Source organism: Pseudoalteromonas sp. NH0006-26 (assembly GCF_057552415.1).
In genome coordinates this window covers 117684-131928 of record NZ_BAAJMJ010000003.1, presented here as the reverse complement: position 1 = coordinate 131928, position 14245 = coordinate 117684, and the positions used below count along the sequence as shown (strand labels likewise).

The 14245-nt window shown below is 40.0% G+C and carries 16 protein-coding genes; 6 read left to right on the top strand and 10 right to left on the bottom strand.

From position 1 onward, the window contains the following. Positions 1–8 precede the first annotated feature (8 nt). Positions 9–983 carry an elongation factor P--(R)-beta-lysine ligase gene (gene epmA, locus AC27JR_RS05590; protein ID WP_487173025.1) on the bottom strand — a complete coding sequence of 325 codons (975 nt, stop codon included), beginning with the start codon at positions 981–983 and terminating at the stop codon, positions 9–11. A 60-nt stretch (positions 984–1043) separates the two neighbouring features. Further along, positions 1044–1610: an elongation factor P gene (gene efp, locus AC27JR_RS05585; RefSeq protein ID WP_010390517.1), complete on the bottom strand. Its 567-nt coding sequence runs from the start codon at positions 1608–1610 to the stop codon at positions 1044–1046. 40 nt (positions 1611–1650) lie between these two features. Here efp and epmB point away from each other — a divergent pair, with 40 nt between their 5' ends. After that, the gene (gene epmB, locus AC27JR_RS05580; protein WP_487173024.1) at positions 1651–2664 is read left to right on the top strand and encodes an EF-P beta-lysylation protein EpmB; all 1014 of its coding nucleotides are present in this window, start codon (positions 1651–1653) and stop codon (positions 2662–2664) included. Here epmB and AC27JR_RS05575 read toward each other — a convergent pair. Continuing rightward, entirely contained in the window at positions 2661–2870 is a 210-nt protein-coding gene (locus AC27JR_RS05575) for a hypothetical protein (RefSeq protein WP_131690424.1), read from the bottom strand. The genes epmB and AC27JR_RS05575 overlap by 4 nt on opposite strands. A gap of 116 nt (positions 2871–2986) precedes the next feature. On the opposite strand from AC27JR_RS05575, the gene AC27JR_RS05570 reads away from it, so the two are divergent. Next, positions 2987–3277, top strand: a complete 291-nt coding sequence (locus AC27JR_RS05570) for a hypothetical protein (RefSeq protein WP_008115466.1) — start codon at positions 2987–2989, stop codon at positions 3275–3277. Positions 3278–3347: 70 nt separating this feature from the next. Here the strand turns inward: AC27JR_RS05570 and AC27JR_RS05565 are convergent, their stop codons facing one another. Both AC27JR_RS05565 and AC27JR_RS05560 read right to left on the bottom strand, forming a co-directional pair. Continuing rightward, on the bottom strand, positions 3348–3842 hold the full coding sequence (locus tag AC27JR_RS05565) for a DUF3016 domain-containing protein (RefSeq protein ID WP_487173023.1): 495 nt from the start codon (positions 3840–3842) through the stop codon (positions 3348–3350). A 341-nt stretch (positions 3843–4183) separates the two neighbouring features. Beyond that, positions 4184–4672 (bottom strand): DUF3016 domain-containing protein, encoded by a 489-nt coding sequence (locus AC27JR_RS05560; protein ID WP_487173022.1) that lies wholly within the window; start codon positions 4670–4672, stop codon positions 4184–4186. Positions 4673–4911: 239 nt separating this feature from the next. Here AC27JR_RS05560 and galE point away from each other — a divergent pair, with 239 nt between their 5' ends. Further along, the gene (gene galE, locus AC27JR_RS05555) at positions 4912–5928 is read left to right on the top strand and encodes a UDP-glucose 4-epimerase GalE (protein ID WP_487173021.1); all 1017 of its coding nucleotides are present in this window, start codon (positions 4912–4914) and stop codon (positions 5926–5928) included. Between the two features lie 110 nt (positions 5929–6038). On the opposite strand, the gene zapE is transcribed toward galE, so the two are convergent. Continuing rightward, positions 6039–7148 carry a cell division protein ZapE gene (gene zapE, locus AC27JR_RS05550; RefSeq protein ID WP_487173020.1) on the bottom strand — a complete coding sequence of 370 codons (1110 nt, stop codon included), beginning with the start codon at positions 7146–7148 and terminating at the stop codon, positions 6039–6041. Positions 7149–7206: 58 nt separating this feature from the next. Here zapE and rsuA point away from each other — a divergent pair, with 58 nt between their 5' ends. Next, positions 7207–7905 (top strand): 16S rRNA pseudouridine(516) synthase RsuA, encoded by a 699-nt coding sequence (gene rsuA / locus AC27JR_RS05545; protein WP_487173019.1) that lies wholly within the window; start codon positions 7207–7209, stop codon positions 7903–7905. A gap of 109 nt (positions 7906–8014) precedes the next feature. Here rsuA and AC27JR_RS05540 read toward each other — a convergent pair whose 3' ends face one another. Beyond that, positions 8015–8788, bottom strand: coding sequence for a YggN family protein (locus tag AC27JR_RS05540; protein ID WP_010390508.1), 774 nt, complete (start codon positions 8786–8788; stop codon positions 8015–8017). A 139-nt stretch (positions 8789–8927) separates the two neighbouring features. Beyond that, on the bottom strand, positions 8928–11357 hold the full coding sequence (locus tag AC27JR_RS05535) for a zinc-dependent metalloprotease (protein ID WP_487173018.1): 2430 nt from the start codon (positions 11355–11357) through the stop codon (positions 8928–8930). 154 nt (positions 11358–11511) lie between these two features. On the opposite strand from AC27JR_RS05535, the gene AC27JR_RS05530 reads away from it, so the two are divergent. Then, a complete protein-coding gene (locus AC27JR_RS05530; RefSeq protein WP_008115459.1) occupies positions 11512–12480 on the top strand; it encodes a class 1 fructose-bisphosphatase in 969 nt (322 codons plus the stop codon). A gap of 113 nt (positions 12481–12593) precedes the next feature. On the opposite strand, the gene AC27JR_RS05525 is transcribed toward AC27JR_RS05530, so the two are convergent. Further along, positions 12594–12920, bottom strand: a complete 327-nt coding sequence (locus tag AC27JR_RS05525; RefSeq protein WP_487173016.1) for a hypothetical protein — start codon at positions 12918–12920, stop codon at positions 12594–12596. 43 nt (positions 12921–12963) lie between these two features. On the opposite strand from AC27JR_RS05525, the gene AC27JR_RS05520 reads away from it, so the two are divergent. Next, a complete protein-coding gene (locus AC27JR_RS05520) occupies positions 12964–13314 on the top strand; it encodes a DUF5522 domain-containing protein (protein ID WP_413401172.1) in 351 nt (116 codons plus the stop codon). Between the two features lies 1 nt (position 13315). Here AC27JR_RS05520 and AC27JR_RS05515 read toward each other — a convergent pair whose 3' ends face one another. Further along, on the bottom strand, positions 13316–14146 hold the full coding sequence (locus tag AC27JR_RS05515) for a sulfurtransferase (protein WP_487173015.1): 831 nt from the start codon (positions 14144–14146) through the stop codon (positions 13316–13318). Between the last annotated feature and the right edge of the window lie 99 nt (positions 14147–14245).

The window sequence follows — 14245 nt, the reverse complement described above, 5'->3', positions numbered from 1 at the left end:
TAATTCACCTAAGCTCTGGCCACATCAAATGCAATCACTTCTTTTATTTTTTGTCTATTGGTTGCTAGCATCACTAATCTATCAATCCCTAATGCAACCCCCGCGCATTGCTCTAAACCATGTTCCAATGCAGCAATTAAACGCGTATCCATAGGAACCTGCTTTAAGCCATTGGCAGCACGGTAGGTGTTATCTTCGTTAAACCTTTTTGCTTGTTCTTTAGCATTAGTGAGTTCATTAAAGCCGTTAGCCAGCTCCATATTTTTGTAATACAACTCAAAGCGCCCTGCTACACGCTCATCGTGTTCACAAATTTGTGCCAGTGCCGCTTGTGATGCCGGAAAGTGATACACAAAACAGGGGATTTCTTGGCCAATAGTCGGCTCTACTTTCATACAAAATAATAATTGTAGTAAGGTATCTTTATGAGTCTCATTTTTAGCAATATCAGCAAAGCCATGTTCGCATGCGAGTTGTTGTAACTGCGTGATAGAGGCAGTTAATGGATCGACCCCTAACGCGCGTTCAAATGCCTGTTGGTAGGTAACGCGCTCTGCAGGAGCAACCTCGAGAGTGAGCTGCATTAGCTCATCTATTTCGTCCATTAAAGCAAATTCGTCAAACCCAGGTCGATACCATTCGAGCATAGTAAATTCAGGATTATGATGACTCCCTGCTTCTTCATTTCTAAATGCCTTACAAAGCTGAAAAATAGCGCCTGAGCCAGCTGCTAACAAGCGTTTCATCGCAAACTCTGGAGATGTTTGCAAAAACAGGGGTAGCCCACCAGCATGGCCTGGGCCCACAAATGTAGTATTAAAGCTGGCTAAATGCACATCGGTTACACTGGCAGCACTTAAACTCGGTGTTTCTACTTCCATTACATTACGAACATAAAAGAATTCCCGAATGCTGCGCATAATTGCTGCGCGTTGCTTAAGTATTTCTATGCTGGCACTCGGCGCCCAAAGATCTGCTGACATATTTTCTCCAAAAAAAATCCCAGCTTAAGCCGGGATTTAATTAATAAGGCGTGTTACTGCTTACTTAACACGGCTCACGTATTCACCATTACGAGTGTCTACTTTAATTACTTCGCCAATTTGTACGAATAATGGAACACGTACTACAGCACCTGTGCTAAGCGTTGCTGGTTTACCACCCGTGCCCGCTGTATCACCTTTAAGGCCCGGATCAGTTTCAGTGATCTCAAGCTCAACAAAGTTTGGTGGAGTTACAGCAATTGGGCTGCCGTTCCATAATGTAATAGTACATACATCGTTTTCAACTAACCATTTACCAGCATCGCCCAGTGCTTTTTCATCAGCAGCGATTTGTTCAAATGTTTCATTGTTCATGAAATGCCAAAATTCACCGTCTGTGTATAGGTACGCTAAATCGGTATCCATTACATCAGCACCTTCAACCGATTCACCCGATTTAAAGGTTTTTTCAAGTACCTTGCCAGAGATAAGCTTACGGATACGAACACGGTTAAACGCTTGGCCTTTACCCGGTTTTACCATTTCATTTTCTAAGATACTGCAAGGTTCGCCGTCCATCATAATTTTTAGGCCGCCCTTGAACTCGTTGGTGCTATAATTCGCCATCGTTTCCTCTATTTATATTTTTCGAGTAATCTACGTGCCAATGATACAAAGAAATGAAGCAAATTTGCATAAAAACTGGCAAAAAGAATTAGCAAATGTAGTTACCTGCCCAAAAGTGCTGTTAGAAATGGTTGGTTTATCGAGCCAAGTCCATGAAAACGACATAAAAGCTCGTAGCTTGTTTCCTGTTCGTGTGCCATTGCCTTTTATAAAAAAAATTCGTCACGGCGATGCAAATGACCCTTTATTGCTGCAAGTTATGCCTCGCCATCAAGAATTTTTAACTAAGTCGGGGTTTAATAAAGATCCGCTACTTGAACAAGATAACAATCAACCAGGTCTATTGCATAAGTATAAATCGCGTGTTTTAGTCATGTTTAAAACCGGTTGTGCAGTAAATTGCCGTTATTGTTTTAGAAGACACTTCCCCTATCAAGAAAACCAACTGAATAAACGCAGCCTTATTGATGCATTGAGTTATATAAAATCGGATAAAAATATTAACGAAGTGATTTTAAGTGGTGGCGACCCCTTAATGGCCAAAGACGATGCCATAAGCTGGTTTTTAGATGAGCTTGAGCAAATACCACAAATAAAACGGATGCGCATACACAGCCGATTACCCGTTGTTATTCCTGTACGCATTACTGAACAATTATGTGAAAGATTAGCAAAGTCACCACTAAAAATTATATTCGTGAACCATATTAACCATGCTAACGAAATAGATAATGACTTTAAAGACGCCATGAACATGCTAAAACAAGCCAATGTACTGTTATTGAATCAGGCTGTTATTTTAAAAGATGTTAACGATACCGTTGATGCACAAATTAACTTAAGTGAAGCGCTATTTGATGCAGACGTAATGCCTTATTACTTACACTTACTGGATAAGGTAGAAGGCGCAAGTCATTTTGATATAGATGAGGCGCAGGCCATAAAAATAATGGCAGAGCTTTTAGAAGCCCTGCCAGGATTTTTAGTGCCTAAATTAGTGAGAGAAATTGGTGGTCAAAAAAGTAAAACCCCCATTGATCTCAAACTTATTTAAACATACACGTTTACATTGTTCCCAAGTGTTGCAGTAACCGACTTAGCCGGTGTTTGCGCACTTGAAGATTGTGTAGCACCTTCAATAAGCGCGAGTGCAGCGGCGCCATCAGCTTGCTGTTGCTTTTTAGCTAAAGCAGCAGTTAAAACCTCTGCGCCTTGGCCTGCACCAGGCATTGTAGGTAGATTTCCACCTGATATATTCATAACTCACACCTGACATTTAAATGTAATACACGTATTATAGTCGCTGAATTGGTAAATTACTTTACCAACCCACTTAAGTATATATCGGCAACATTGCACTAAGCTTTAGGAAAACCATGGATTCTATAATTGAACAACTCAACGCCAACTTAAAAATTGTTTACCGTCAGGCGCTTGATGCTGATAAAAAACTCGATGAGTTACAACAGCAAGGCCACGGAAAATTTAAAGCCTTATTTGCTGAGGACGCTGGATTTAGCTTTGAAGCTAAACGCTTTAAGCCTTACGTTTTAGACGTTGCCGCTGATGTAGAAAGCTTATCGAGCGACGGTTTTGATGAAGAAAAGCTAAAACAAGCGGTTATTAAACTACAAAACTTACTAACCTTGTTGGCCACCTTTAAGTAAGGTATGGATACGCAATCATTTAAATGTTTGCGTATCCTAGATGTAACTTATGCAGTTAAATTTAACCAACTTAACTTACTTTAGACAATACTGCTTTATTAAACCATTTTGTCATTAAACGTTTTTCATAAAAGAACATTGTGTCACGGCTTCGGCCAGCTTTATCATTTATAAAGCTCATATTTTTCAATGAAATATCTTTGTTTTGATTTACAATTTGGCCTTTACCATCAATAAGAGTGTAATTAAGTTTTATCTCTGGCATATAAATATCATTTACTAAACGTACTTTTTTTGAGCCTTCGTAACGAACTTTACCTGCAAGATCCAAGTCTGTTATCTCAACTATGAGTTTAAAATCGTTTGGTAAATCTTTTGAAAGTTTTGCTAAATGCTGTTCAAAATTAGTTGTTATATAATTACGATAATCATCATCAGATTGGTAGGGAGATTGAACGTCTTCATAATTTTTGAAATTTTGCCACTTAATTGCTGATTGCCCTGCATGAGCTGTTGTTACTGATAGTAAGCCAACCGTTAAAGCAAATGTTTTAACTAAATTCATTTTTCTTCTCCTAAGATATGGATACAACAACAATCCATTTGTTCATTTTATATTCGGCTTGTCCCTAATAAACATAACCTAAAGCAAAAAGCTTGTCCACTTTTAAGTCTATAGCTCATTATCGTCCATCATCAATAATTGATATTTAATTCAACTCAGAATATTTATATACATTTTCAGTTACATTTAACTCCATACTTTTAATAATTCAGCTTATTAATATTAGATGATTTATTAAGGGTAAAACCGTAATTTGATTCTACCTTTCGACTTATAACGCGAAAGGAAGAATCAAAATAAAAAACGCAGCATTAAGTTGTGCCATTAAATAAAATACAAAACTAATCTAGTTTAGTTAAAACCTGCTCATCAAACCACTCGGTTAATAAGCGTTTTTCATAATGAAATGCTTCTTCTCGGCCTCTTTTAATTTTATCCATAAAACTCATATCTTTTAGACTTACGTTATCTTCAGAAGATATCACTTCACTTTCATTACTGAGCACATAATTAAACTTAATACGAGGAAAGTGAATGGGTTCAACTACTCGAATTTCATTAACACCGCCATAGCGTACATCACCGGCTAAATCTAAATCGGTTACTTCAATTTTTAAAGTGTAATTTTTAGGAAGCTGCTCGCTGAGCTTTGCAAAGTGTTCATCAATACTTTTGGCTATTTGCTTATGGTATGAGCCTTTAGCCTGGTTTGATGGGCGTACATCGCGATAATCATTAAAGTCATGCCATTTAACTTGAGCCTCGCCCGCGTAAACAACACTTGGTAGTGCGATAAACATCAACATTGCTATTTTTTTAACTGAGTTCATACGTTTCTCCAACGAGTATATAAATCACGGTAAATTACAAATTGCTATACTTCACTTTAGCAATTACACATGAACTATAACTTAATCTTTACGCTGAGGTGTTATTAAAACTGCACAAAATGTAATCAAAAGTACAGTTTGCAAGCTTACTATTACAAAGCAAATAAAATAATACATGTAAAAACTCATTATTTATGGTGAAATTAGGGTAATTGAACAGAGGTTTCCAAGGAGTATTCATGGCAATTTTAGTAACCGGTGGCGCAGGCTATATTGGCTCACACACCGTTTTAGAACTTTTACAGCAAGGCAGCGACGTTATCGTTATCGATAACTTAAGTAACTCCTCTGAAGAGTCACTTGAGAGAGTGAAAAAAATAACCGGTAAAGCAATTACTTTTTATCAAGGTGATATTTTAGATAAACCCTTTTTAGACTCGGTATTTGCCAAGCATACCATTGATAGTGTAATTCATTTTGCAGGTTTAAAAGCAGTTGGTGAGTCGGTAGCCAAACCAATAGCGTATTATCAAAATAACGTACAAGGTACATTAACACTAGTTGATGCTATGCGTGACGCGGGTGTGTTTAAACTGGTATTTAGCTCATCTGCAACAGTTTATGGTGACCCTGCAAGCTTACCAATACGCGAAGACTTCCCCGTTGGCGGTACAACCAACCCATATGGTACCTCTAAACTAATGGTTGAAATGATGCTGCAAGATATCGCTAAATCAGATGAGCGCTTTGCGTTTGCTATTTTGCGCTACTTTAATCCTGTTGGTGCCCATGAGTCAGGCCTAATTGGTGAAGATCCTAATGGCATTCCTAATAATTTACTGCCTTTCATTTCACAAGTTGCGGTTGGTAAATTAAAGCAGCTTGCTGTATTTGGCGATGATTACGACACGGTTGATGGTACTGGCGTACGCGATTACATTCACGTTGTGGATTTAGCCTTAGGGCATTTAAAAGCACTTGATAAAATAGCCGCAGAAACCGGGGCACTTATTTATAACCTTGGTACCGGTAACGGCTATTCAGTATTACAAATGGTCAATGCGTTTATTAAGGCTAGCGACCAAGCTATCCCTTATGCGGTGTCGCCTCGTCGCCCTGGTGATATTGCAGCCTGTTATGCTGCGCCAGAAAAAGCGCTCAGCGAACTAGGCTGGCAAGCCGAGCGCGGCATTGATGTTATGATGCAAGATACATGGCGCTGGCAGTCAAATAATCCAAATGGATACAGTAAATAAAGGTTTTTTAAGCTGTCAGTTTTTAGTTACGATTAAAACACAGTATTTGAATTAAATGTGGTGTTTTAATGTGTTGCTGATAGCTATTCGCTCGGGGCTGTTAGCTGTACTTACCAGTTTTGCATTTCAACAATGCGAGACTGGGTTCGCGCATATTCAAAACTTAATTTTTTACCTTGGTATAACTCGTTAATGTCGGCCTGTGCATTAATAACCAGTAATTTATGGCAATCATAAAACTCATCGACTAAGGCAATAAAACGCCTAGCTTCATCATCGAGCGTATGCTCATCTAACTGCTGCTTTTCGCGCTGATAACCATCTTCTATACCATGCACAATAACTTTACCGGTTGCCTCTTTGCCCATTATTGGCACATTCGCGATATATAGCACCGAAAACTGTTCTGCTAAAAACATATAATCATTAGCGCTGCGAGGGCCTGAGCACAATGCCATAAAATCAATCAGTACAGCATCGTCAGTTTTTAATAAATAGGACAGAGCTCGGCCATGTACAGTCATTGTATTATCACGCGCTGCTTGAGGGTGTGCGGATAAAAACTCAGTTTCAAACTCAGCGTGGGGCAAGTTAATAAAATAATGACGACTACTTCGACCGTACCTGAAGCGGTGATCTTCCTCCCCCGCTACGTTAATTACATGACAATGTGCATTTATTAAATCGATAGTTGGTAAAAATCGCGCGCGTTGCAAACCGTTGTAATAAAGTTGCTCCGGTTTTGCGTTAGAGGTCGCGACTAGCACCACGCCTTGTTCAAACAGAGCGTTGAATAACCGAGCCATGATCATGGCGTCACCAATATCACTAACAAAAAACTCATCAAAGCACAGCACTTTTATCTCTTTGGCCCACTGTTTAGCAATTATTTGCAGCGGATTTTTATCCCCTTGTAACTTGGCTAATTGAGCATGAACTTTTTCGATAAAATGATGAAAATGCAGGCGCTGCTTTTTCTCTGTGGGTAAGTTTTCATAAAATAAATCCATCAACATAGATTTACCCCGACCAACCGGGCCATATAGATATATTCCCTTAATTAAAGGTGCTTTTTGCCACCAAGTTGTAGGTTGATTTAATTGCTCATTTAAAGACTGTAACGCACTCACAGCTTGGTGCTGCGCCGCATCAAAATCAAGCTCTCCTGATGAAACTTTGCGGTGGTACAGGCTTAAAATTTCTGTGCTGGGCTCTGTCATGGTATTTCACTATCCGCTATACTCGCGGCCATTGTAGCCGACTAAAAATGTGAACAACATGAAATTTCCTTGCCGTTTAGATAAATTTATTAGCCATTTAGCAGAGTTACCGCGCTCAAAAGCCCGTGCGGCAATAAAAAGTCAGGCGGCAACCGTAAATGGTGAGGTGATCACGGCATTCGACTTTCAAGTTACTCAACAAGATAATGTGTTATTTCATGATCAGCCATTAGTGTTTTTAGGTAAACGCTACTTTATGCTCAATAAGCCGGTAGGTTATGTGTGCGCTAATTCAGATGAGTTACACAAAACCGTATTTGATTTGCTTGATGAGCCAAACATGGCCGACTTTCACATTGCCGGGCGTTTAGACATAGACACCACTGGCCTAGTGCTTATTACCAATGATGGCGAATGGTCACACAAAATTACCTCGCCTAAAAAGAATAAATTTAAAACCTATTTGGTTGAAACCCAAGAGCCGATTACCGATGATGCACTGCAGCAATTACGCGACGGTGTGCAGCTTCACAATGAAAAAAATTTAACTCGCCCTGCCATTGCTGAACGCTTGGGGAATTATGGTTTACGCTTGTCTATTTCTGAGGGTAAGTATCACCAAGTAAAACGTATGCTAGCAGCGGTAGATAACAAAGTGGTTGAACTACATCGTGAACAAATTGCGGGTATAAAGTTAGGTGAAGATTTGGCTGCAGGTGAATACCGCCCATTAACTGCCGCAGAGATAAAACTGTAAGGTTGTTTAGGTGTTATGAAATAGCTTCGGGCCACGAGGCTCGGGCTGTTCACCTGCTGCTCTAGGCTCGATACTCGTTGCCTTCTATAATCTTGCTTAATCCCTGTCCTTACGATTTAATCTGTACTAAATCAAAGTCTGTCATTCCAGGTACAATCGCTTGCAGCCGAGACTCAGTAATATCTAGAGAGTTTAAGCATTCACAGTATTCAGAGGCTTTAAGTTCTAATTGGTGGGCTTTTTTCTGCAATGACTTATCGATTTCTTTGGTAATGATATCCATGCGTTGCCCCATGTCGTTCATGCGGTCTTCTATATTGCCTTCTCGAGATTTAAACGCATCCCCGAGCGACATTAAAATAGCACCCAAAGAGCCATGTACAGCAGAGTGTATTTTTTGGCTAATTTCTTTAGTAAAAAAATCATCAATTTGGGAAAGCGATTGAGGGGCTATAAAAAAGAAGTCGTCGCCACGCTTAAACTTATCCATAAGTGCGCGCTCTACATATTGTAATTGCGTTTTTAGCACTTCGGGTTCTTTATCTGACATGCCCTCAACAACATGCTCAATAGCACTGAGTCCTAGGTTAACGCCATCGGTCGCTAAATCGACCAACTCAGGAACTGTTTGACGAATACCATTGCTAAATTGTTCTAGCACTTTGCTTTCGTCGGTACTTAAATCGACCCAGTAGCCTCGAATAAACAGTTGATTATTATTGTTAATTTGCACCCTTGTTTGGCCTTTATCAACAATACGGATCACATCATCGGTAATAATTAAACCATGACGAAGTTCAACATCACATTGTTTTTGTGCGATTGCATTGGAGCTTAAAAGTGCCATTGATAACGCCAATATCGAACGAGATAAAAACGCCATAAACACCTCAAAAAGACTAAAATAGGGGGTGGCTAGATTAACAAAAAACCAACTTTATGCAAGCAAAAGTAACACCCTAAAAACAAGGCACCATGAAACGTAACGTTTACACAGCGCCTTTATCCTCTGGCTTGTACTATTAAATAGGTGAGCCTGGTGGTATTGGCAGAGCTTTAAAATTGTCAGGCCACTGGCCTGTTGTTAAAAACTGATTAATTTGTGACGCTAAATAGTCTTTAAATGCGCTGTCACCCACTTCAGGATGGCTCAGTAGAGAGTGCTGATTAAACTCATCAGCAAGTTTGCTTAAATAGAAATGCAGTTGCGCTTGCACTTCAGGGCTTAAACCGTCGTTAGCCACAAGATTAGCCATGGTTTTTGCCGTTAGGTACTGTACTCGTTGTGTTACTTTTCCTGTCATGGTGGCAGGTGCTGATACATTAAACACCTGTTTATTTAACTGCTTAAGTAACTCATCTAGGCTATAAAAGCGGTTATCACGTGCTTGTTGCTGCGCTAATCGATTTAATCGTTGAGCATTTAGTAATAGCGATAGGCTATGCTGCGCTGCCACTTCAGGCAATGCAAGTGCATCCATAGTTAAGCCGGTACGACCCACTATACTTTCTCGTGATTTAGACTCGCCATACGCCTTTGGCACAATCAAAGACAGTATCGACTCTGGCAGCGTTAAATTACTTGCTTTTAGGGTGGCTAAAATAGCATTAACTGCTTGTTGCTGAGCCTCTTTAGCTACAACTTGGGCGCCTTTGACGGGTGCGTCACTACGAATTTCATAGTCATAATCAACGCCCGCAATAAACTTTGCAACCGCTTCAACTTGATAACGGTGGAATAAGTAAAGTGGCACTAGCTTTTCTTCTAACTGCGACAGTGCAACCCCAGTTTTTATATTGTTAATACCAAACTGCCCGAGCGCCTGCTTTCGCACATCAAGCACTCTAAGTAATTCTTCACTTGGATTACCGCCATTATCCCAAAGATGCGCCGTAGGGTGCGCTCCACCTTTTGCACGGGCATCACTGTCAGAAATAAACGCCAAACCTAGCGATTTATTTTGCTGTAAAATAGCAGCGAGTGCTTCGCTTTCATCTTGGCCGGTAAAGTCACTGTAGCCATATTTGATCACTTGTGTATCCCATGCGCCCATACCTTTAGCATAACCTTGAGATACATCTAACTGACCATTATCTGCAAAGCTCAATAACGGATGCGGATAATCCATCACCGAAGCACGATTATTTACTGACGCAGCGAAGTTATGCGCAATACCCAGTGTATGACCAATTTCATGAGCACTGAGCTGACGAATACGATCAAGTGCCATTGCATGTAAAGAGCTTGCTACTTCATTGCCTTTTAAATAAGGCGCAGCGAGTGATTCAGCAATTAAGATATCTTGACGCACTCGCAGCGATCCTAGTGTCACATGGCCTTTAATAATTTCGCCTGTACGTGGGTCTATAATTGAACTGCCATATGACCAACCTCGGGTAGCACGGTGCACCCATTGAATAACGTTGTAGCGCACATCCATAGGATCAGCATTACTTGGTAGCACTTTAACTTCAAACGCATTTTTATAGCCTGCTGCATTAAAGGCGTCATTCCACCATTGCCCGCCTTCTAATAAAGCCGTTTTTACTGGTTCAGGTACCCCGGGATCTAAGTAATAAACAATAGGCTCTACTGGCTCACTAACTGCTAGGCTTGGATCTTTTTTTGCTAAACGATGGCGCGGAATGTAACGCACATACATAGACTCATCGAGCCCTGCTGCATAATTTTTATGCTCCACACTCCAATAACCCGATTGCGGGCTAAATTTTCGTGGCGTGTAATTATCATCAGGCAATTGAATAAGTGAATGGTGCATGTGCACACTCAAAGCGTAAGGATCAGCACTCACTTGGCGAACGTATTTACCTGGTTTAGACCCTTTAAAGGTGAGAATGGCTTCAAGCTCAGTATTTTTCAAAAATGCTTTTGAGCGATTCATAAATACCGCACTGCGTGACTCATCAAGGCTAAACTGCCCTTGCTTGCGCGCAGCTAAAGTACGGCTTACGCCATGTACGTCACTCAGTAAATAAGGGGTGTAATCTATTAATGCAGCATTGTCATCTTGAGCAACAACTTTAAAACCCGCCAAAATGCTGGATGCAAACGCTTCTTTAACGCTTTGCTGCTCTGCTATATTACTCGTGTTTGCACGGTAGTAAGTATTTACGGCACGTAACATCACCTTGTTGCCAAAGCGCTCAAACTGTACCAAATAGGTACCGCCTAATTGGCCTCTATCTAAACCTATATCGTTAGAGCCAACGCCATAAGGCAAGCTATGCTGTAGTAAAAATTGTTGCTCAAGTTTATCAACTTTTAAATACACATTGCCGTTTTGGGTATCGTAAAAGAAAGAAAAATAACCAGGGAAATGGTTCATTTTTTCAGTAAATTCGTCAATAGACTTAATTGCTGCGTGCGCTTGAGTTATCATACAGAGCAGCACAGTAAAGAGTATGTAACTTAATCGTGATATTTTTTGCATAATCTTATCTTTGTTATTAGCGTTTTAAATGCGATGTAGGTACCCCATTATAGGGGGTTATTTATACAATACAGTTATTTAAGACGAATTTCAGCGCTCTAAACTAATCTCTCTCACATTATGATTAGTTTTAACACGTTATCAGGAAAAAAGAATGCGTAGACTCCCACCAGTATTACTAGAAGATGGCTGTTCAAGAGAACTTTTGTCGTTAATTCGTACTATTTTAGCGGCATGTAAAGAAATTTCATTTCGCGTCGGTCAAGGTGAATTATCGGGCGTATTAGGCTCAACCCTCGATGAAAATATTCAAGGCGAAACACAAAAGAAACTCGATGTACTGTCTAATCAGTTATTAAAAGATATATTGCTGGAGTCAGGCACAGTTAAAGCGATTGCCTCTGAAGAAGAAGATTATACTGTTGCCGGTAACCCAGATGCCGAGTACATTGTTGCATTTGATCCACTTGATGGCTCGTCAAATACCGATATTAACTCACTTGTAGGTACTATTTTTTCTATTATGAAAGCACCTGTGGGCTCAGATGCTGCTGATGAAAAGATTTTTATGCAACCTGGGCATCAACAAGTGGCTGCAGGTTACGTACTGTATGGCCCATCAACTATGCTTGCGCTAACAACGGGTAAAGGTACACGCATGTTTACCTTAGATAAAACCCAAGGTAGCTTTTTACTTACTCAAGATTTTGCCGCTATTCCTGCTAAAACTAATGAATTTGCAATTAACGCCTCTAACCAGCGCCACTGGGAACCAGCGATGCAAAACTACATTAATGACTTACTTGCCGGAGATACAGGCCCTCGCGCTCAAAACTTCAATATGCGTTGGATTGCTGCAATGGTTGGCGATGTTCATCGTGTACTTAGCCGTGGTGGTTTATTTACTTACCCAACTGACACTAAAGATCCTAATAAACCTAATAAACTACGTTTACTATATGAAGCAAATCCAATGGCAATGCTAGTAGAGCAAGCAGGTGGTATTGCTTCAACAGGCACTGAGCGTATTATGGATATTCAGCCTGATGCTATCCATCAGCGAGTTGCGGTTATTTTAGGCTCTAAAGACGAAGTAGAAACTTGCTTGAGCTATCATAAGTAAACTTTAAGAACAGGTTTTAGGTTTCAGTTGTCAGCTAGAGATTAGCCCAGTAGTGGTTACTAACATCTGAAAACTGTAGCTTAAAACCTTTAATATTTTCTGATAACCACCTGCTACTGTTGTAACAGCTTTAACAACTGTGCAAGCTTTTGATGAGTCAATTCGCCCATTTGCTCGCTATTACTTAGCGCGTAAATAACGCCTTCATGCTTAGCGCAATTTATGTCATCTCGCGACTCAATGACATTTGCCCACAGCTGTAAATCGTCAATATCAATTTCTTTATTTAAACAACGCGTAAGTACATTAATTAGTACAGGCTTTGTGAGTGTGTACAGGTAGGTTTGATTGTTTGCTGCGGTTGAAACAATCACACTAATGGCGTTATCTCTTTGCTCCCCAAATGTAATAAATTCAGCCAATGCTTTTTGTATATTCATAATGTTTGTTATTCTTGCTGCTCTACTGTTAATAAGACTTAAAATGACCCAGATAAACTGCAGCCAATGTAATACAACGCTTAACTGTAATGTTAATGATATAACCGCATGTTGGTGTTATCAGTTACCCGCTATTTTACCACTCGATGATACAGCAACTAGCTGCTTATGCCGCTCATGTACTCTTGCTAAAATAAATAGCTATTTAGAGACTATATACACCCAACCAATAAAAGCTCAAATCGCTTTTGCTAAACAATTTAGAAGCCATGATAATTTAATTGAAGGGTTAGATTACACCATGCAAAATAGTTACATGGTGTTTAGTAAGTGGTATTTTTTAAAACGGGGTACTTGCTGCAAAAACGGGTGTAAAAATTGTCCTTACAATTAATCTACTCTCCCGCTGCAATAGGCAGTGAGCTATCAGCGCCCCACTCACTCCACGAGCCGTCGTAAACACTTATATTATGATATCCGCATTCATCGGCGAACAGCGCAAGCGCACAGGCAGTAACACCCGAACCACAGCTAAATTGTAACTGGGTTGCATTACCGACTACTTTATTAAACTGTGCTTGTATAAAGTCGAGTGATTTTGCCTCGCCATTCTCTAACAAACTAGCTAAAGGTAGCGAATAGCTATTAATAATATGACCGCTGCGCATACCCGCTCTTGGCTCTTTATTTTTACCGGTAAAACGCTCATAAGCACGCGCATCTAAAATGACCGTATTGGTATCCTCAGTAGCACTTAGCACCTGTTTTTTATTAATAAAGTAACCAGGCTGGTATTGAGCAATAAAGTCACCTTTTAGTGATGCTTGTGTATAGCTTGACTCAACCGGAAGCTCTAGTTCAAGCCACTTGGCTAAACCACCACCGAGGACTTTTACGTTATTAAATCCCATGGCTTTAAACATCCACCAAGCTCTAGCTGCACTGAATAACCCCGCATCTTCATAAATCACCACGAGTGAATCGTGATTCACACCCGCTTTTTGCATCACCTGAGTAAATTGCCCTGCACTACACAAGGTATTGGGTAATGGGTTTGAAGTATCTGCGAGTTCTTTTTTGATATCAAATCGTTGTGCTTTAGGTAGCATAGCAACGGGCGAATATTCCCCTGCAGCTGAGGGGCGTAACATACCTGCATCAAAGATAACTAGGTTAGTTTGCTTTAAACGCGCATATAACCATTGTGCGCTAACCATGTTTTTCATTTTTTCTCGCTCCAATAAAGTTTATACTCGTATTTTAATTTTTAACTTATTGCATAATAAAATTCTTCGTATAAAAAATATCTTAAATTTATAATAAAT